Source organism: Delftia sp. UME58 (assembly GCF_014170385.1).
GTDB lineage: Bacteria > Pseudomonadota > Gammaproteobacteria > Burkholderiales > Burkholderiaceae_C > Comamonas > Comamonas acidovorans.
Window position 1 is genome coordinate 26,497 of sequence record NZ_LZZV01000047.1, and the last position, 18,307, is coordinate 44,803.

Annotated in this window: 17 protein-coding genes; 10 read left to right on the forward strand and 7 right to left on the reverse strand. The window is 68.8% G+C overall.

The features are described from left to right. Positions 1–93 precede the first annotated feature (93 nt). Positions 94–1,833, reverse strand: a complete 1,740-nt coding sequence (locus A9976_RS12440) for a GMC family oxidoreductase (protein WP_197954576.1) — start codon at positions 1,831–1,833, stop codon at positions 94–96. A gap of 321 nt (positions 1,834–2,154) precedes the next feature. Between A9976_RS12440 and A9976_RS12445 the strand changes: the two genes are divergently transcribed. The 4 genes from A9976_RS12445 (at position 2,155) to A9976_RS12460 (ending at position 5,932) form a co-directional block, all read left to right on the forward strand. Beyond that, positions 2,155–3,285 (forward strand): ABC transporter permease, encoded by a 1,131-nt coding sequence (locus tag A9976_RS12445; RefSeq protein ID WP_183019269.1) that lies wholly within the window; start codon positions 2,155–2,157, stop codon positions 3,283–3,285. Beyond that, a complete protein-coding gene (locus tag A9976_RS12450) occupies positions 3,285–4,088 on the forward strand; it encodes an ABC transporter ATP-binding protein (protein ID WP_063327701.1) in 804 nt (267 codons plus the stop codon). The genes A9976_RS12445 and A9976_RS12450 overlap by 1 nt, the downstream gene beginning before the upstream one ends. 198 nt (positions 4,089–4,286) lie before the next feature. Then, positions 4,287–5,249 carry an MlaD family protein gene (locus A9976_RS12455; protein ID WP_183019270.1) on the forward strand — a complete coding sequence of 321 codons (963 nt, stop codon included), beginning with the start codon at positions 4,287–4,289 and terminating at the stop codon, positions 5,247–5,249. Positions 5,250–5,263: 14 nt separating this feature from the next. After that, a complete protein-coding gene (locus A9976_RS12460; protein WP_183019271.1) occupies positions 5,264–5,932 on the forward strand; it encodes an ABC-type transport auxiliary lipoprotein family protein in 669 nt (222 codons plus the stop codon). 292 nt (positions 5,933–6,224) lie between these two features. Here the strand turns inward: A9976_RS12460 and A9976_RS12465 are convergent, their stop codons facing one another. Beyond that, complete coding sequence (locus tag A9976_RS12465) at positions 6,225–6,863, reverse strand: hypothetical protein (RefSeq protein ID WP_183019272.1); 639 nt, start codon at positions 6,861–6,863, stop codon at positions 6,225–6,227. 382 nt (positions 6,864–7,245) lie between these two features. On the opposite strand from A9976_RS12465, the gene A9976_RS12470 reads away from it, so the two are divergent. The 3 genes from A9976_RS12470 to A9976_RS12480 all read left to right on the forward strand — a co-directional run bounded on the left by A9976_RS12470 (position 7,246) and on the right by A9976_RS12480 (position 8,953). Further along, a complete protein-coding gene (locus tag A9976_RS12470) occupies positions 7,246–7,464 on the forward strand; it encodes a CsbD family protein (RefSeq protein ID WP_012202308.1) in 219 nt (72 codons plus the stop codon). 146 nt (positions 7,465–7,610) lie between these two features. After that, a complete protein-coding gene (locus tag A9976_RS12475; protein WP_183019273.1) occupies positions 7,611–8,198 on the forward strand; it encodes a hypothetical protein in 588 nt (195 codons plus the stop codon). A 254-nt stretch (positions 8,199–8,452) separates the two neighbouring features. After that, the gene (locus A9976_RS12480; RefSeq protein WP_183019274.1) at positions 8,453–8,953 is read left to right on the forward strand and encodes a hemerythrin domain-containing protein; all 501 of its coding nucleotides are present in this window, start codon (positions 8,453–8,455) and stop codon (positions 8,951–8,953) included. A gap of 45 nt (positions 8,954–8,998) precedes the next feature. Here A9976_RS12480 and A9976_RS12485 read toward each other — a convergent pair whose 3' ends face one another. Beyond that, positions 8,999–9,646 carry a MarC family protein gene (locus A9976_RS12485; RefSeq protein WP_183019275.1) on the reverse strand — a complete coding sequence of 216 codons (648 nt, stop codon included), beginning with the start codon at positions 9,644–9,646 and terminating at the stop codon, positions 8,999–9,001. A gap of 189 nt (positions 9,647–9,835) precedes the next feature. Here A9976_RS12485 and A9976_RS12490 point away from each other — a divergent pair, with 189 nt between their 5' ends. Continuing rightward, entirely contained in the window at positions 9,836–10,528 is a 693-nt protein-coding gene (locus A9976_RS12490) for a dienelactone hydrolase family protein (protein WP_183019276.1), read from the forward strand. On the opposite strand, the gene A9976_RS12495 is transcribed toward A9976_RS12490, so the two are convergent. The 3 genes from A9976_RS12495 to A9976_RS12505 all read right to left on the reverse strand — a co-directional run bounded on the left by A9976_RS12495 (position 10,529) and on the right by A9976_RS12505 (position 14,170). Beyond that, positions 10,529–10,786: a hypothetical protein gene (locus A9976_RS12495; RefSeq protein WP_259649195.1), complete on the reverse strand. Its 258-nt coding sequence runs from the start codon at positions 10,784–10,786 to the stop codon at positions 10,529–10,531. A gap of 352 nt (positions 10,787–11,138) precedes the next feature. Further along, positions 11,139–11,783: a molybdopterin-dependent oxidoreductase gene (locus A9976_RS12500; RefSeq protein WP_183019277.1), complete on the reverse strand. Its 645-nt coding sequence runs from the start codon at positions 11,781–11,783 to the stop codon at positions 11,139–11,141. Next, positions 11,780–14,170 (reverse strand): choice-of-anchor Q domain-containing protein, encoded by a 2,391-nt coding sequence (locus tag A9976_RS12505; RefSeq protein ID WP_183019278.1) that lies wholly within the window; start codon positions 14,168–14,170, stop codon positions 11,780–11,782. Before A9976_RS12505 ends, A9976_RS12500 begins: the two co-directional genes overlap by 4 nt. A 164-nt stretch (positions 14,171–14,334) precedes the next feature. Between A9976_RS12505 and A9976_RS12510 the strand changes: the two genes are divergently transcribed. After that, positions 14,335–15,084 carry a response regulator transcription factor gene (locus tag A9976_RS12510; RefSeq protein ID WP_220808626.1) on the forward strand — a complete coding sequence of 250 codons (750 nt, stop codon included), beginning with the start codon at positions 14,335–14,337 and terminating at the stop codon, positions 15,082–15,084. After that, the gene (locus A9976_RS12515; protein ID WP_220808629.1) at positions 15,081–17,072 is read left to right on the forward strand and encodes an ATP-binding protein; all 1,992 of its coding nucleotides are present in this window, start codon (positions 15,081–15,083) and stop codon (positions 17,070–17,072) included. Before A9976_RS12510 ends, A9976_RS12515 begins: the two co-directional genes overlap by 4 nt. 28 nt (positions 17,073–17,100) lie before the next feature. On the opposite strand, the gene A9976_RS12520 is transcribed toward A9976_RS12515, so the two are convergent. Continuing rightward, the gene (locus A9976_RS12520; protein WP_183019279.1) at positions 17,101–18,303 is read right to left on the reverse strand and encodes a magnesium transporter CorA family protein; all 1,203 of its coding nucleotides are present in this window, start codon (positions 18,301–18,303) and stop codon (positions 17,101–17,103) included. Positions 18,304–18,307 lie beyond the last annotated feature (4 nt).

Here is an 18,307-nt window from a genome sequence, read left to right on the forward strand (position 1 = left end):
GGGCGCCGGGGCTTTGACGCCAGGGCGACCATTCATTCCTCGCCTATCCGCTTTGGCCCACGACAACCCTGGCCCGCCCAGGCTTGCAGCTCCTCAGGCCGTCATCGCCACCGCTGCGTCGGCTGGTGCCGCCGCAGCGGTCGTTGTCCCTGTCCCGGTCTGCCCCTGCCGGTCCGCAAGAATCCAGCCGGCGGCCTTCTCCGCCATCATCAGCGTCGGGCTGTTGGTATTGCCGCTGGTGATGCGCGGCATGGCGCCTGCGTCGATCACGCGCAGGCCCTGCACGCCGCGTACGCGCAGGCGGCTGTCCAGCACGGCCATGGGGTCGTCGGCGCGGCCCATCTTCGTCGTGCCCACGGGGTGGAAGATGGTGGTGGCGATGTCGCCTGCCAGGCGTGCCAGATCCTCGTCGCTCTGGTACTGCACGCCGGGCTTCCATTCCTCGGGGGCGAAGCGCGCCAGTGCGCTCTGGCCGACGATGCGGCGCGTCACGCGCAGGCTGTCGGCGGCCACCTGCCGGTCCTCGGGTGTGGACAGGTAGTGCGGCGCAATGGCCGGCGCCTGGCGGAAGTCCCCGCTGTGGATGCGCACCGTGCCCCGGCTCGTGGGATTGAGGTTGCAGACGCTGGCCGTGAAGGCAGGAAAACCGTGCAGCGGCTCACCGAAGGCGTCCAGCGACAGCGGCTGCACGTGGTACTGGATATTGGGGTGCGCCTGCTGCGGGCTGCTGCGCGTGAAGGCCCCCAGCTGGGAGGGTGCCATGCTCATCGGCCCGCTGCGGCGCAGCAGGTATTCCAGGCCGATGCCGGCCTTGCCCCACAGCGAATTGGCCATGGTGTTCAGCGTGCGCGCGCCCTTGATCTTGTAGACCGAGCGGATCTGCAGATGGTCCTGCAGGTTCTCGCCCACGCCGGGCAGGTCGTGGCGCACGGCAATGCCGTGGTTCTGCAGCAGCGCGCCCGGGCCGATGCCCGACAGCTGCAGGATCTGCGGGGAGTTGACGGCGCCCGCGCACAGCAGCACCTCCTGGCTTGCCTGCACGTTGACCATTTCCGAGCCGGTCCAGACCTGGGCGCCGCTGCAGCGCAGGCCGCCGGCGGGCAATGGCTCGAACAGCAGCTGGCTGACCTGGGCATGGGTCCACAGCTCGAAATTGGGGCGGCCATAGCAGGTGGGCCGCAGGAAGGCCTTGGCGGTGTTCCAGCGCAGGCCGCCCTTCTGGTTGACCTCGAAGTAGCCCACCCCCTCGTTGCTGCCGCCGTTGAAGTCCTCGGTGGCCGGAATGCCGGCCTGCTGCGCGGCTTGGGCAAAGGCGTCCAGGATGTCCCAGCGCAGGCGCTGCCGCTCCACGCGCCATTCGGCGCTGCCGCCTGTGCCCGTGCCGCCGTGCAGGGCACGAAAGCCCGCATCGGCGTTGCCGCCGGCGTCCAGCCGCCAATGGCTTTCATGCTGGCGGAAGGCCTGCAGCACCTGGTCCCAGCGCCAGGCGTCGTCGCCGGTCAGCTCGGCCCAGCCGTCGTAGTCGCGGGCCTGGCCGCGCATGTAGATCATGCCGTTGATGCTGGAGCAGCCGCCCAGCGTCTTGCCGCGCGGATAGCGCAGGCTGCGGCCGTTGAGCCCTGCGTCGGGCTCGGTCTGGTAGAGCCAGTCGGTGCGCGGATTGCCGATGCAGTACAGGTAGCCCACGGGGATGTGGATCCAGTGGTAGTCGTCCTTGGCGCCCGCCTCGATCAGCAGCACGCGGCTGCGGCCATCGCGCGAAAGCCGATTGGCCAGGAGGGCGCCCGCCGTGCCGGCGCCGATGACGATGTAGTCGAAGGTGGTGTTGCTCATGGAGATGGGCGGGCGTCCGCTGCGGGCCGGAACGTCCTTGGGAGCCGGGGTTGGTGCTTCGACCCATTGTGCGGACGGCATGCGCACTGTCGAGAGGGAAAGCGCGCTGGACTCCTTTTTTTGCAGCATCGCATGCAGCAGCAATGGCAGTTCCGCTGGTTTTTTGATAAAAATTGCATGCGTAGGGCAAAGCTGTCGCGCGCACGGCGTTGCCAGGCAATCTGCGGCCCGTGCCGCTCGGTTATCCTGCGGTCTTGGCTGCAATGCCGCCCGGCCCTGCCTGCGCGCCCCGCCTTCGCAACCCCCAAGGACTTTCCGCACTTGTCTGCCCTCAACAATCCCCCCCAATGCAGCCTGCGCCGCGACACTGACGGCCAGTGGGCGTTGCTGACCGGCTCCTGGGGCGCGGCCGAGCTGGGCCGGCGGGCGCAATGGCGCAGGCTGCGTGCGCAGCTGGCCGATGCCAAGGGCGATGACCTGGGCTGGAACCTCGAAGGGCTGGACTGGCTGGACCACGTGGGTGCGCAACTGCTGTGGAACCACTGGGGCCGTCGCCTGCCCGCGCGTCTCGCGGCCAGCGATGCGCAGCGCGCCATGCTCGAGCGCGTGGGCCGCTTCTCCAAGGAGCCTGCGCCGCCGCCCCCGCGCCCGAACCTGCTGGAGCGCATCGACAGCCTGGGCTGCCTGGTGATCAACGCCTGCGGCCATTTCGCGCAGATGACGCGGCTCATCGGCCAGTTGCTGATCGACCTGCTGCGCTTTGCGCGTGCCCCGCACCGGGGGCCCTGGCGCGACATCTCCGGCCATCTTTACTCCATGGGCGCCACGGCCCTGCCCATCACGGCCCTGGTGGGCTTTCTGATCGGCGTGGTGCTGGCCTACCTGATGGCGCTGCAGCTGCGCCAGTTCGGGGCTGAATCCTTTATCGTCAACATCCTGGGCATCTCGCTGATCCGCGAGCTGGGTCCGCTGCTGGCGGCCATTTTGGTGGCCGGCCGCACGGGCTCGGCCATCACCGCCCAGATCGGCGTCATGCGCGTGACCGAGGAATTGGATGCCATGCAGGTCATGGGCATACCGCACGGCTTTCGCCTGGTGCTGCCGCGCGCGCTGGCGCTGGCCATCGCCATGCCCCTGGTCTCGCTGTGGACCACGCTGGCCGCGCTGGCCGGCGGCATGCTCGCGGCCGACCTGACCATGGGCGTCACGGGCGCCTACTTCGCCGAGGCCCTGCCTGCCGCCGTGAAGATCGGCAACCTCTGGATCGCCATGGGCAAATCCGTGGTCTTCGGCGCCCTCATCGCCCTGATCGGCTGCCACTGGGGCCTGCGCGTGGAGCCCAATACGCAGAGCCTGGGCAAGGGCACGACGGCCTCGGTGGTGACGGCCATCACCATGGTCATCGTGGTGGATGCGATCTTCGCCATCTTGTTCAAGGACGTAGGCATCTGATGGCCATGGACACCGAAACCTCCCCCACGCCCGCAGCCGACGAGCCCATCGTGCGCATTGCCGGGCTGTGGAGCGTGTTCGGCGAAGGCGAGAACGCCTTTGCCGTGCACCAGGACCTGGACCTGGATGTGCAGCGTGGCGAGATGCTGTCCATCGTCGGCGGCTCGGGCACGGGCAAGACCGTGCTGCTGCGCCAGATGCTGGGGCTGCTGGAGCCCACCAAGGGCCGTGTCGAAGTGCTGGGCCGCCCGGCCAGCGAAATGGGCCGCGAGGGCGCCGCCAGCCGCGTGGGCATGCTGTTCCAGCATGGGGCGCTGTACTCGGCCTTCAGCGTGCTGGACAACGTGGCCTTCGCGCTGCGCGAGCAGGGCACGCTGCCCGACGACCTGGTGCGCGACGCGGCCCTGGTCAAGCTGCAGATGGTGGGCCTCAAGCCCGAGCATGCCTCGCGCATGCCGGCCGATCTCTCGGGCGGCATGATCAAGCGCGTGGCGCTGGCGCGGGCGCTGATCATGGACCCGCCCCTGCTGCTGCTGGACGAGCCCACGGCCGGGCTGGACCCCACCAGCTCCGACGAATTCTGCGAACTGCTGCGCGAGCTGCGTGCCGAGCTGGGCCTGACCGTCATCATGGTCACGCACGACCTGGACACGCTGTTCGCCCTGTCCTCGCGCGTGGCCGTGCTGGCCGAGAAGAAGGTGCTGGTCAGCGGCCCGCCGCGCGAGGTGGCCGAGTTCAAGCATCCGTTCATCGAGCATTTCTTCCAGGGGGAGCGCGGCAGGCGCGCGATGAGCACGGTATGAGAAGCCCCCCTGAGTCGCTTCGCGCCTTCCCCCCTCTCGCTTTGCGGGGGGGGACGACACCCTCGCGGCGGGGCGGCCCTTGCTCGGTGTCCCTTGCCTTGGGGCGCGCCGGTTTTGAAGGCTGCGCTCTGAGTGCTGGCCCTTGGGGCTGTGGCCCCATGCCTTGCTTTGCTGGGCTCAACGTTATGGACCATTGATATGGAAAACAAATCACATGCCATGGCGGCCGGCATTTTCGTGCTGGTCGTGGCGGCCCTGCTGGCGGGGCTGGCGATCTGGCTGACGCGCGATACGCGGCAGTACAACGAGTACGAGCTGTCCACCAAGGACGGCATCAGCGGCCTGCAGGCCCAGGCGGCCGTGCGCTACAAGGGCGTGGCGGTGGGCAAGGTCACGCGCATCGGGTTCGATCCGCAGACCAATGGCAATGTGCTGATCCGCATCGCCATCGGCGTGAACACGCCCATCACGCCCACCACGTTCGCCGTGCTGGGCTACCAGGGCGTCACGGGCCTGGCCCATGTGCAGCTCGATGATGCGGACCAGCCGCAGCCCCAGCTGCCGCCGGGCCCCAGCGGGCTGCCGCGCCTGCCGCTGCGCTCGTCGCCGCTGAGCATGCTGGCCGACCAGGGGCAGGTGCTGCTGGAGCGCGCCGATGAAATCTCGCGCCGCCTCAGCGACATGCTGGACACCGACAACCAAAAGCGCGTGAGCCAGGCGCTGGAGAACATTGCGGCCGCCGCCGCAGGCGTGCAGCAGCTCACGCAGAACCTGGACCGCACGCTGTCCACCCAGGTGCCGCAGCTCGCCGCCGACGCCCACAACACCCTGCAGTCGCTGGAGAAGGCCAGCAACGGAGCCGCCGCCGTGGCCTCCGAGCTGCAGCAGACCGTGCGCCGGGTGAACGCGCAGGACGGACCGCTGGAGCAGATCGCCCAGAGCACGCGCGCACTGACCCGCATGGCCGATTCGCTGGGGCGCAGCACGGTGCCGCACGCCAACCGCGCGGCCGACGATGTCTCGCGCGCCGCGCGCCAGATGGGTACGGCGGCCAGCCGCTTCAGCGACAACCCGCAGGCCGTGATCTACGGGCCGGGCCAGGCCCGCCCGGGGCCGGGCGAGCCCGGCTTCGTCGTCCCGTCCGCAGCCACCCAGCCCTGACCCAAGGAATCCGCATGCCCCTATCTCGCAAGACCGCCGTGGCCAGCGCTGGACTGGCCGCCGCCCTGATCGTGCTGGCCGGCTGCTCGGCCCTGCCGCAGCCCCCTGCCCAGCCTGCGCGCTATGACTTCGGCCTGGCGCCGCTGTCCGCGCCCGGGCAGTCCGCAACATCCGCCGCCCCGCAGGCACGCACGCCGCTGGCGCTGGCCGATGTGGAGGCCCCCGCCCTGTCCGACGGCAGCACCGCCATGTTCTACCGCCTGGCCTATGCCAACGGCCAGGAACTGCGCCCCTACCAGCTGGCGCGCTGGAGCCAGCCTCCGGCCCTGCTGCTGCAGCAGCGCCTGCGCAGCCAGCTGGGCCTGCAGCGCCCCGTGCTGGCCAGCAGCGAAAGCGTGGCCCAGCCGCGCCTGCAGGGTGCCGTGCCCACGCTGCTGCGCGTGGACATCGAAGAGTTCAGCCAGGTCTTCGACGCGCCCGGCTCCAGTGCCGGCGTGGTGCGCCTGCGCGCCACCCTGGTCGAGCAAAGCGGTGCCGTGGACCGCCTGCTGGGTCAGAAGCTGTTCGAGGTGCGCAGCCCTGCCGCCTCCGGCGATGCCGCAGGCGGCGCGAAGGCGCTGGCGACGGCGGCCGATGCCGCCATTGCGCAGATCGATGAGTGGCTGGGGCAGCAGGGGCACTGAGCGGTAGCTTTGGCCGCCAGCCCGCCGTTTTTCCTTTCTTCCCCTCTCAACAACAGCCGATTGGTGCACTGCACTGTTCGGCTGTTTCTTCGTGGAGTGGACTCAGGTTCGAGCCGCTTCGGCGAGGCCACGTCGGGGCGATTGCAGCGCTTGTGAGCCTGACCGCGCTCCTTCAAGCAAAAAGCCCAGCAGAGCTGGGCTTTGGCAGGGCGAAGGCCTTACGCCTGAGTTACGCCTGAATCAGGAGGATTTGACCCTTAACTCCCTTGTGTAGGCCACCTTGCTGGAGCTGCTACGCGTGCGGAGCAGGCCGGTGTTCACTGCCTTGCGGGCAGCCATCAGCGCACGCGACATGCTGGCCTGTTTCAGGCTGAGCACTTCGGTGTTGATGTCGGCACGTTCTTTGGTAAGCATGGCAGGCTCCTGTCGAATGAAGTATAGCAACGAGGCTTCCATCGAGCCTTTGCGATAGCGCTTTGAAGGTCCTGTTGTACAGGCGCTCCAGCCGAGGAGATGCCGGGAAATAAAAGAACTGTTCGATCTCCTGCATCTCATCGAGATAGAACACCATCACGCTGCAAAGCGTTTGCACGAACTGGAAGATCTGGAAAGCTTCCGGCAGACACCAGCCATCAGGTTTGAAGTGGTCCGCTTCTGCGTCGGCGCGGCAAAACTTGACCAGCCGAGAGAACTCTGCAGGAGCGAAGTCCTTTGCGTCCAGGTTGTCCAGCATCGTGAGCAGGAGCTCGGGATCGTTGCCAGTCTCCGCATGGGGCGAAAGGAACAGAAACCAGAAGTCCAGCCCTGCGAATCGCACAAGGATGATCTCCCGGTCTGAATCAATCTCAGCCAAGTCTCCAATCCAGATGCCATTTGCGGGCGCTGCTGCAAACAGCTGCTTGCGCAAATCATCTTCAATCCACGCAGTCAATAATTTTCCCTCTCTGGAGAAAAATTAGACCTTGCACCGTCTTTGGCTGCTTGCCTCATACCGTCTATCTGGGCGGTGAATTTCTCTGCACTTTCCTTTTGCGCAAGGACCCCAGCGAGCCGTACGCGCCGATATGCGGGGTGGACCACAGAGGCGCCTGGGCGGGCGCCTGACCCAGCGCTTCCCGCGCGTCCGTCAGGGGCTGTAGTCCCGATCCCACCGTCTCGGCTGCCCCTGGGACGACCGTCAACACTAGGTCCAGACTACGGCGCGCAGCCCCCAGGTTTTTTACAGTGGAACCGTCGCTGATGCAGATCGCGGCTTTGAAAAAACAAGGCCTGATTGCACGGCACGACTTCAACATCACTGAAAGGACCAAGCCATGAATGAAGACCGCATCAAGGGCAACTGGAAGCAATTCACCGGCAAGATCCGTGAGCAATGGGGCAAGCTCACCGATGACGATCTGGACGTGATCGCCGGCAAGCGCGAGCAATTCCTGGGCAAGCTGCAGGAGCGCCAGGGCCTGGCCCGCGACGCTGCCGAAAAGCAGCTGACCGACTGGCAAAAGCGCAACCCCGACTTCCGCTTCGAAGACTGACGAGGGTGGACCCCGCGGGTGGCACGGACGCCCTGGCCGGCGCCACCACCCGCTCCCCGACAGCCAGCGTGCCTGAGGGCACGCACCAATGGCCCGCCGCCGCAGGCACCAAGGGCCGCTTCAGTACAAATACAAGGAGTTCCATCATGCAAACACCGCAACGCTTTCGCCACATGCTGTCCGCCGTCGCCCTGGGCCTGATGGCCTCCGGCGCCATGGCCATGACCAATGCCGAGCACACGGCCGCCAAGAACCAGATCGAGGCCGAGTACAAGGCTGCCAAGGAACAGTGCAAGCCGCTGAAGGACAACGCCAAGGACGTCTGCGAGAAGCAGGCCAAGGGCCAGGAAAACGTGGCCAAGGCCGAACTGGAATCGCGCCGCAATCCTTCGCCCAAGAACAGCGAAAAGGCCCTCAAGGCCAAGGCTGATGCGGACTACGACATCGCCAAGGAAAAGTGCGACGACCTCAAGGGCGACGCCAAGGATGTCTGCGTGAAGGATGCCAAGGCTGCCCATGTACGCGCCGTCGAAGCCGCCAAGGTGAACAAGGCGCAGGCCGAGCCCGCTGCCAACTCCGCAGCCAAGGCTGCCAACGTGGCCGAAACCCGCAAGGACGCTGCCGAGGAAACCCGCGAAGCCGACTACAAGGCTGCCAAGGCCCGCTGCGACACCATGAGCGGTGACGCCAAGGACACCTGCGTGGCTGATGCCAAGCGGAAGTTTGGACAGTAAGCTGGTAGGCACCCCCTGAGGCGCTGCGCGCCTTCCCCCTCTCTACTTGCTTCGCAAGGGAGGGGGACGGCACCTTCGCCGCGAGGCGGCTCTTGCTCGGTGCCCCTGGCCTTTTGGCCGCGCCAGTTTTATCCGCCTTGACCAAGCCCCGCTCGCGGGGCTTTGCTGTTTTCGGGTTGGCTGATGTGGGTCAAACGGGTTGGGCGGTGCTGTTCCTAAGCTGCAGGCTTTCATGATGAAGGCAGGAGAAGCGTATGGCCGTACTGGAATGGAGCGGGGCGCTGGCATTGGAGTTGCCCGCCATGGACGAGGTGCACCAGGAGTTCGTGCTGCTGCTGGCCGAGGTGGAGGCGGCCGATGATGCGCAGCTGTGCACGCGCTGGGATGAGTTGATCGCGCATACGCAGGTGCATTTCGACCAGGAAGACCGCTGGATGCAGTCCACGCGCTTTACCAGCACCAACTGCCACAGCCTGCAGCACAAGGTGGTGCTGCAGGTGATGCGCGAGGGGGCGAACAAGGCGGCGGCCGGGGACCTGGCCGTGATCCGCAGCATGGCGGGCGAGCTGGCGGCCTGGTTCGTGCACCATGCGCAGACCATGGATGCGGCGCTGGCCCTGCATTTGCGCAGTGCGGGCTTCGATCCCGCCACGGGCTCCCTGGCACACCCTGAGGCCTTGCCCGAGCAGCCCATCACGGGCTGCGGCGGTGCCTGCGACGGCAGCGCCGACCGCGCGCGGGCCGTGCCGGCCTGAGCCGGCAGGCCCGCAATCAGCCAGCTCGTCAATCAGCCAGCCCGCTCAGGGCATGATCGCGGGCGAGGCCAGGATGGGGAAGATCTTCACCAGTCCACCCGCCATCACCTCCACGGCCAGGGCAGCGAGGATCAGGCCCATGAGCCGCGTCATCACGTTGATGCCGGTCTTGCCCAGCACGCGGGCGATCGGGTCGGCCAGCGAAAAACAGACCATCACCACCAGCGCCACCACCACGCCATAGCCCACCAGGGCCAGGTGCTGCCAGATGGTGCGTGCCTGGTCGGCGTAGATCACCACGGTGGACATGGAGGCCGGCCCCGTCAGCAGCGGAATCGTCAGCGGCACCACGGCAATGCTGTTGCCCATGGCGGCCTTTTCCGCGCCAGCGACAAGCGTGGGCGCGTTGGGCCGTTCCTCGGCCGGGCGGGCGTTGAGCATGTTCATGGCGCTGATCAGCAGCAGCAGGCCGCCGCCCACCTGGAAGCTCTGCAGCGAGATGTTGAAGAAGTCCAGCACCTGCAGTCCGATGATGGCGCAGGCCGCGATCACGCAGAACGAGGCCAGCGCCGCCGTGCGAATGGTCTGCTGGCGCTGCTGGGCGCTGAATCCCTCGGTGTAGTGGATGAAGAAGGGGACGATGGCCAGCGGGTTGATGATGGCCACCAGCGTGATCAGCGGTTTGAGGTCCATCGCATTCCCTGTAGGTTGCCGCCGCCCACCTGTGCCCGGCCCTTGCCGGTACGCACGACTTTTCGTTCCATCGAATGTCTCCTGTGAAAGAATTGCCGCACGGGCCGGCCCGCCGCCATTACAGCATTGCGGGGCGCGTCCGCCCACCGGGAAATCACAACAGGTTCTCAGACAGAAAGGAACGCGGACATGGGCAGTTTTGTGCAGTTGACTTCATTGGATGGCACGTCTTCGCCGGCCTGGGTGGCGCGGCCCGATGTGCCCGCGCGCGGCGCCGTCGTGGTGCTGCAGGAGATCTTCGGCGTCAACGCCCATATCCGCGCCGTGGCCGACCGCCTGGCTGCCCGCGGCTATGTGGCCGTGGCGCCGTCACTGTTCACGCGTGTCGAGGCCGGTGTGGACCTGGGCTACGGCGACGCCGACCGTGCCAAGGGCATGGCGCTGAAATCCGCCGCCGAGGCGCTGCCCCAGCCCGGCGTGCTGCCCGAGATCGAGGCCGCCATCGCCCATGCCGCCACGCTGGTGCCCGGCGGCAAGGTGGGCATCGTGGGCTTTTGCTGGGGCGGCCTGTGGGCCTGGCGCGCGGCCTGCAACCTGCCCAGCCTGTCGGCTGCGGCCTGCTACTACGGCGGCGGCATGACCACGCCGCTGGAGATGGGCCGCGAGCCGCTGTGCCCCGTCATCGCCCACTTCGGCCGGCGCGATACGCACATTCCCGTGGACGCCGTGCAGGCCTTCGCCCAGGCGCAAAAGCATGTGCAGGTGCACCTGTACGACGCCGACCACGGCTTCAACTGCGACCAGCGCAGCGCCTACGACGAGGCCAGCGCCCTGCAGGCGCGCGACCGCACGCTGGCCTTCTTCGACCAGCACCTGGCCTGATCAACCCCCGGGGTCCGGGTCACATGCCGGCCCCGGCGTCGCCTGGCGCGCCTGCACGGTCTGCAGCGTGCCCCGCAGCGCGCGCTGCTGCGCGATCAGGAAACTCAGCAGGCCGCCCAGGTCGCTCAACTGCTGGCCAGGTGCACTCATGCAGCACAGGTCTACTACCAGCCCGATCTGCCGCATGCAGTCCTGCACTCGGTAGACCTCGTATTCGGAAATGAGGTAGTACAGACTGGCCTCTTCCCTGGGGGGCATAGGGTGGAAGTGGGAGGGGCAGCGATTGTTTCGCCGGATGGAGTGATGTCAGCCATGGCAGCTCCTACGTGACATAAAGAGCCTGCCGCCACTCCGCCAAGAGAGGTGGCAGGACTGTGCAGGTTGGCGGACCGGACGTAGGACCGGCACCCCCTTGCGGAGGTCCCGCACAGCCCCGCCAAAACGGAACCGTGCCCCGGCGCAGCACCGGGAAGATGAAAAAAGCCGCTGCCTCATGGAAAGGCGTGCGGCTGCTGCGCCTAAGTTGTTTCGGGCCGCCAAGCCCGTATCCCCCGAGACGATCGCGAAATGGTACTCCAAATGCGCGTCCTGCCGCGCTCTGAAGCCAGGTTCAGCCCTGGGGTTGCTGCGCGTGCAGCCCCATGTGGTACAGCCCCCAGGGCGCCTGCGCAAAGCGTTCCTTGAGCGGCTTGCCTGCCAGATCGGCAATGCGGTCGGCGTCGTACATGGCCCATTGCGGGCCCAGGCCGCCCAGGCCCAGGCGCCGGCCGTCCATGTGCGTGGCCAGCAGCATGCGCCATTGCAGGGCCTGGGCCAGCGGCAGCTGGGCGCGGTAGCCGTCGATGGCCTGCAGGGTGATCCACTGGCCCCTGGCCGCTGTGGCGGCGCTGTCCACGCCGGCCGCCTGCAGCACGGTGGCCAGCAGCGGGCCGCGCAGCCGGTGGGGCTGGCCGTCGTATTCGATATGGGGCGTGATCTCCACCGTGGGCAGGCGCTCCAGCGCACCGGCCCCTGTGGTCCAGGCCGAGTCGAAGGCCAGGCCATGGTTTTTCAGCAGCAGGTCGGCCACCGGGTCCAGCGGCCCCCGGTTGCCGCGCACGCCGGGGCCGCTGATGGTGAGCACGGCGGCTTCGGTGCTTTTTCCGGGGGCGGCGGGAGCGGCCAGGGCGCTTTCGCAAAGGGCCAGGCCGGTGGCTGCGCTGGCGGCCAGCAGGCTGCGGCGTGAAAGCGGGCTCCGGCTTGCGGATGCGGTCATGAGGAACTCCTGGGGGTGCGTGGCGATGTGCCAGCGCCGATTTTCCGTGAACTCCTCTCCCTTCGCGACAGCGCCGCGCCTGCAGCGGTCAAGAGGCCCAGCAGCGCCAGGGCGGGCAGGCCCAGGCCCGGCACGGGCGTGGCCGTGGGGCCGGCAGGACCCGCCAGCGGCACGGCCAGCAGCACGGGGTCGCTGATGGCACCCGGCGCGGGATTGCTGTCGCCCGTGGCGGTGGCGGTGGCGCTGCCGTTGTTGTCGGTGACGGAAAAGCGCAGCGTGCGGCCCTGCAGGCTGTCGATGGGCCAGGGCACCCATTGCTGGTCCAGGTACTTGAACAGCCGGGCATTGGCGGGAATGGCCTCGGGCAGCGTGAGCGTGACGCCCAGCTTCTCGCCTGGCATGCAGTACATGGCCTGGAAGCTGGCCTGTCCCCAGGGATAGCGGTGCCCCGCGGGCAGGCTGCCGGTGGCTGCCGTGAAGGCGGGCGCGCCGTCGAGCACGCAGCCGCCGCTGGGGCTGTCCAGGGCCAGGGTGACGGCGCCGCCGGGGCCGGAGCCCGTGTACGTGGTGTCGGGCACGAACATGGCCAGCACGTTGCGCGCCCGGTCCATGGTCACGGTGCAGGAGGTGGCGTTGCCGCTGCAGTCATTGCCCCAGCCTGCGAACCTGTAGGCCGGCGCGGGCGTGGCCGTCAGCGTGACCAGGGTCTGGGCGCCGGAGGGGTAGCTGGCGCTGCACTGTGCCGGTGTGCCGCCGCCGGAAGGCTGCGTGCATTGCACGATGCCGCCGTCCAGGGGCACGGGCAGGTCGCCGGCCGTCACGCTGCCGCCTGGCGTGCTGACCTGCACGATCAAGGCTGCGGCACCCTGCAGTTCCACCGCGCCCATGTCGCAGCCCGCGCCCTGGGGGCGCACCTGGCCGCGCTGGTCGATGAGGCCGTTGCAGTAGTAGGACGGTACGGCGTCCACGGCCGGCGAGCCTGCGGCCGGCAGCAGGCTCGGCGTGGCGCCGCCGTTGTTGTGCAGGCTTGCCAGCAGGGGGTCCTGGTCGAAAAGATTGGTGCCCCTGTCGTCGATGTCGATGGCGCCAGGCGGCAGGCCGGCGGTGCTGACGGTCCTGAGAATGCTGTAGTCCAGGCTCACCAGCGGGTTGTTGCCGTCCTTGTTGTAGATCTCCGGGCCCGTCGTGCCAGTCGCGTTCCACAGAATGCTGGAGACCAGGGCGACAGGGTTGGCATACCCGGTGGGCCATGCGGCATCGTTGTACAGAGCGTGGCCTGCGCCGTCCGCCTGGCTGGTGCCCGCCTGGTTGCCGACGAAGGTGGTGAAGCGGACCAGCGAACTGCCCGTGAACGTGGAGCCCTCCGTCCGGTAGTACAGGGCGCCGCCATGGCGGCCTGCGCGGTTGCCGGTGAAGGTGACGTCCTCGATGCGCAGGGCATTGGCCGTGTCGTGTACCAGGTGGTAGAGGGCGCCTGCGTCCGCGCTGGCCGAATTGCCGGCGAACAGGGACTGGCGTATCTCCATGGCATTGGCGCCGTTGCCCCAGCCTTCGCTATAGATGGCACCGCCCATGGCTGCGCTGTTGCCGCTGAAGCTGGCCTGGCGGATCAGGGGGCTGGCGGTGCCGGCGTTGTCGGAAAGGTTGTAGAGGGCGCCGCCCTGGCCGGCATTGGACTCGGCCTTGTTGCCGCTGAACACCACGTTGAGCAGCGTGGGGCTGCAGGCGCTGCCCGCTCCCGCGCCGTTGCAGTACAGGCCGGCGCCGTGGTAGCTGGTGCCGCCGGACTGGCCCGCCGTGATGGTGAGGGTGTCCAGCCGCGTGTTGTCCCGTGTGTAGGGGCCGCCGCTGCTGCTGTTGCCCCGCCCGCCGATCACCACCACGTTGAAGCTGTTGCCGCCCTGGATGTCCGTGGCGGCGGGCGTGATGCCGCCCGTGCGGTTGTTGTCATTGCCATCGATGTCGCCGGACAGCACGGTCAGGCGCGGGTCGGTGGCGCGTTCCTCGGGCGCGGTGCTGTTGCCGGTGTAGCCGCCCAGCAAGTGCACCGGGGCGTTGATGGCAAAGCTGGCGCTGCGGTCCGTGCCCGCCGTGGGCCGGTAGATGCCCTGCTTGAGCCGGATGCTGCTGCAGGCCCCGCTGCCCAGCGCGGCCTGCAGCGTGGTGGCGCTGCTCCAGTCCAGGCCGCTGGCGGCGGCGCTGCCGTCGCTGGCCGCATGGCAGGTGAGTTGGCTGCCGGCGGGCGCGGCCTGTGCGCCCGGGGTGGCGCCCAGCAGGGCGGCCAGGGCCAGGGCGTGGGGCACGGCGCGGGACATGGCGCGGGACATGGCGCGGGTTAGGGCGGTAATGCCGGCCTGCGCGGTGCGGGGCATGGGCAGGAGGGCCATCGTCTATCTCCTTGAACCTTGAAGTCGGTGCCGGGTGGCCTGGGCGACCATAGCCACTGGCGCCTTTCCTGTATGTCCCCCTTTCGGGCGACAAGACGAGGCACCCCTATCCATGTGAACATGCAGCTCTTGCCGCCATGGCAGGTCCGCAGAACTTTTGGCCCATGCACGCAGACCCTCCAGAAAGTCCAGCCAGCCCCGCCGGAGCCGGCAATGCTGCACCCGCCCCCATCCGCGTGGCCGTGGTGGAGGACGACGCCGCCTGCCGCCACGCCCTGGTGGGCGTGATCAATGCCGCGAAGGACATGGTCCTGTGCTGGGCGGCAGCCAGCCGCGCGGAGGCCCTGCACCAGCTCGGTCGGGCCGATGGGGCGGGCGCCATGGACGTGATGCTGGTGGACCTGGGCCTGCCCGATGGCAGCGGCCTGGAGGTGATTGCTGCCGTGCGCACCCGCCATCCCGGGGCAGCGGTGATGGTCAGCACCATCTTCGGCGACGAGCAGCATGTGCTGGCCGCCATCGAGGCCGGCGCCATGGGCTATCTGCTCAAGGACCTGGCCGCCGACGCGGTGCTGGAAGAAGTGCGCAGCCTGCACGCGGGCGGCAGCCCCATCAATCCCATGGTGGCGCGCAAGCTGCTGCTGCGCCAGCAGCGGGCCGGGGCGGTGGCCGGGCTGCAGCCGCCTCCCGAGCCCCAGGCCGCCGCGCAGGCGCTGTCTGCGCGCGAGCTGGAGGTGCTGCGCCTGGTGGCGCGCGGCCATACGCTGGACGAGGTGGCGCGCCAGCTGGGCGTGTCGCGCCACACGGTGCGCACCTTCGTGCGGCGCATCTACGGCAAGCTGCAGGTGTCCAGCCGCACGCAGATGATGCATGTGGCGTTGCAGCACGGCTGGCTGGCCGAGGGACGGCGATGAGCGCAGATGAGCGCCGCCTCAGCAGGGGGGTGACCGGGCAGCCGCTCCAGCGGCGGGCCCTGCTGGTGTCCGCGGGGCTGGCGGCGCTGGCGATGCTGCTGGCGGGGGCGTTCGGGCTGCGAGGCGATGCCGCAGGCGTTCCGGTGCAGTTGCGCCAGGCGCAGTTGTGGGCGTCGCCCAGCCAGCGCTGGGAGCCGCCCGTGGCGCTGGAGGCGGCGGACGATCCGGTGCTGGGCGCGGCCACGCCCTGGCGCGAGGTGGATCTGCCCTATGCGGGAGACAGGGCCGTGTCGGGCAGCGGCGACCTGGCCCTGGCGCCGCCCGAGGTGCGCTGGTTCCGCGCCGTGGTGCCGCCCGGGGCGCTGGCGCCCACGCCCCAGGGCGCGCGCCTGTATATCCCGCGCTGGCAGACGGTGGGCACGGTGGCGGTGTATGTGGACGGGAAGCTGGCCTGGCAGACGCGCGGCAGCCGGGTGTGGAACAGTTTCAACCGGCCGGTGTGGCTGGACCTGGGCGGGCTGGCGCAGCCCGGGCGCCCCCTGCAGGTGCATGTGCGCATGGCCAGCCAGCAGGGCGTGGGCGGGGCGCTGTCCAGCCTGTGGGCGGGGCCGGCCGAGTCGCTGCGCCTGTCCTGGCGGCTGCGCAGCCTGCTCCAGGCCGATCTGGTGGTCTACACGGCGGGCTCCTACCTGGTGCTGGGCCTGTTCGCGCTGGCGCTGTGGACGCTGCAGCGGCGGCGCGGGGATGTGGTGTTCCTGCTGTTCTTCCTGATGTCGCTGTGCCAGTTGCTGGGCTCGCTGCAGTTCATGGTGGACGGCGAGGGGCTGGCCCTGTCGGACGGCTGGTTCTCCTGGCTGACGCTGGCCGGCCTCATGGGCGCCACGGTGGCGGCCTTCCATTTCCTGTGCCTGATGCAGCGCAGGCGCCGGCCATGGCTGGGCCGGGTGCTGCAGGGCTATGTGGGCACGGTGCTGCTGGTGGCGGTGCCGCTGTGGGGGCCGGCGCACGAGACCATCCTGCCGCTGCTGCGGCTGCTGATGGTGCCGCCGGAGATCCTGGTGCTGTGCATGGCCGTGGCGGGCGCCTGGCGCATGCGCGATGGCGGCAGCACCATGCTGGCCGTGTGGATGCTGCTGTCGTTTCCCATCGGCTTCCATGACCTGGCGCTGCAAAGCTACCTGATCAGCATAGAGAGCATCTACCTCACGCCCTATGTGTACCTGGGGCTGTTCACGCTGTTCCTGCTGGTGGCCTACCGGCGCTACAACGGCGCGCTGGCCGTGGCAGAGAACGCCAACCTGCATCTGGCGGAACGGCTCAAGGCCCAGGAGGCGGAGCTGGCCCAGGCCCATGAGCGCCTGCTGGCCGTGGAGCGCGAGCAGACGCTGATGCAGGAGCGCCAGCGCCTGATGCGCGAGATGCACGACGGCGTGGGCTCTTCGCTGATGAGCGCGCTGCGCGTGGTGGAGTTCAACCAGGCCGGCACGGTGGACCTGGTGCAGCTGCTGCAGGAGTGCATCGATGACCTGAAGCTGTCCATCGATTCGCTGGAGCCGCTGGACTGCGACCTGCTGGCGCTGCTGGCCGGGCTGCGCTACCGCCTGGGGCCACGCCTGGAAGGGGCGGGGCTGCGGCTGCACTGGGAGGTGAGCGACCTGCCCGCGCTGCCGTGGCTGGACGCGCAGGCCGCCCTGCATGTGCTGCGCATCCTGCAGGAGGTGCTGACCAACATCATCAAGCACAGCGGCGCGCGCGAGATCAGGGTGCGCACGGCCCAGGCCCTGCTGGACGGCCGGGCCGGCGTGCAGGTGCTGGTGGGGGACGACGGCCACCCCTTCGACCGCGCCCAGGCACCCACCGAAGGCCGCAAGGGACTGGCGAACATGCGCACGCGCGCGCTGGCGCTGCAGGCCCGGCTGGACTGGGAGCCCCTGGCCGGCGGCAATCGCTTCACGCTGTGGATGCCGCTGGAGCGGGCGGGCGCCTGACAGGGGCGGAGGCCTCGCCCCGGTGGCGCTAGTCCTGCGCCGTGCGCGCCATGTAGCGCTTGCGCCAGAAGAACATGGTCAGGCCCACGGCAATCGCCATCATCGAGCCCATGGCCCACCAGAAGCCGTCCTGCTTGTGCACCAGGGGGATGAACTCGAAGTTCATGCCGAAGATGCCGGCAATCAGGTTCAGCGGCAGGAAGACGGCAGTCAGTGCGGTGAGCGTGCGCATGATGTCGTTGGTGCGGTTGCTCTGCACGGAAAAATGCATCTGAACCACGGTCTCGGTGCTTTGCTCCAGCCGCCGCACGTGGTGGACCACGCGCTCTATGTGTTCCAGCACGTCGCGGCTGCGCACCTTGAGCAGGTCCAGCTCGCGCAGCGCCGCCGCGCCCTCGGGAGGCGCCCAGGTCTCCAGCGCGTCCGTCCAGTCCTGCACGGCGGTGCGCTGGTCTTCGCAGACCTCGTCCAGCTCGTGCAGGGCCAGGCGTGCGTCCAGCAGGGCGCTCCAGTTGGCAAAGCGCGTGCGTGGGCGCAGCAGCTCGGTCTGCCAGTGGTCCAGCTGGCGCGACAGTTCGCGGCGCAGGTCCAGGAAGCCGTCCACGATGAGGTTGACCACGCGCAGCATGAGGTCGGGCGGGCTGGCAGGCAGCCGCGTGCCGGAGGTGGGGTTCAGCCGTCCCTCGCGGGGATCATTGGGCACGGCGGCCAGCAGCCGCGCGGCATAGGCGTCGCGCACGGTGCAGTCTTCGGGGTGCACGGACAGCAGCACCTGGTCGAACATGGCAAAGCCCACGGGGCTGGTGTCGATGTTGCGCAGCACGGGCGGGCCTGTGCGGCGCACGGGAGGTGAGGGGGGCAGCGCCTGCGCCGCAGGCGAAGAGGCCGTGCCGGCTTGCGGGGCGGTACGTGCCTGCCCGCTGGCCAGGCGGCGAAACACCAGCAGGTCGTACTGCGAGGTGTAGTCGTAGCGCGAGGGCAACTGGGCGTTGAGCAGGTCCGAGACATGCAGGTCCACCAGCTGCTGGCCCGACAGCAGCTGCAGCGTGCGCTGCACCTCGGCCAGCCGCTCCTGCAAGGTGGCACGGGTGCAGGAGATCCAGACGAATCCCTGCGCGGGCGCCTGGTCGGGCAGGGCGGCCAGTTCGGTGGCGCCGCCCGGCTGCAGGTGGAAGATGCGCATGTTCCTGGCGGCGGGAGCGGCTCCCGCGGGCGGCGTCACCGGCTGCATGCGC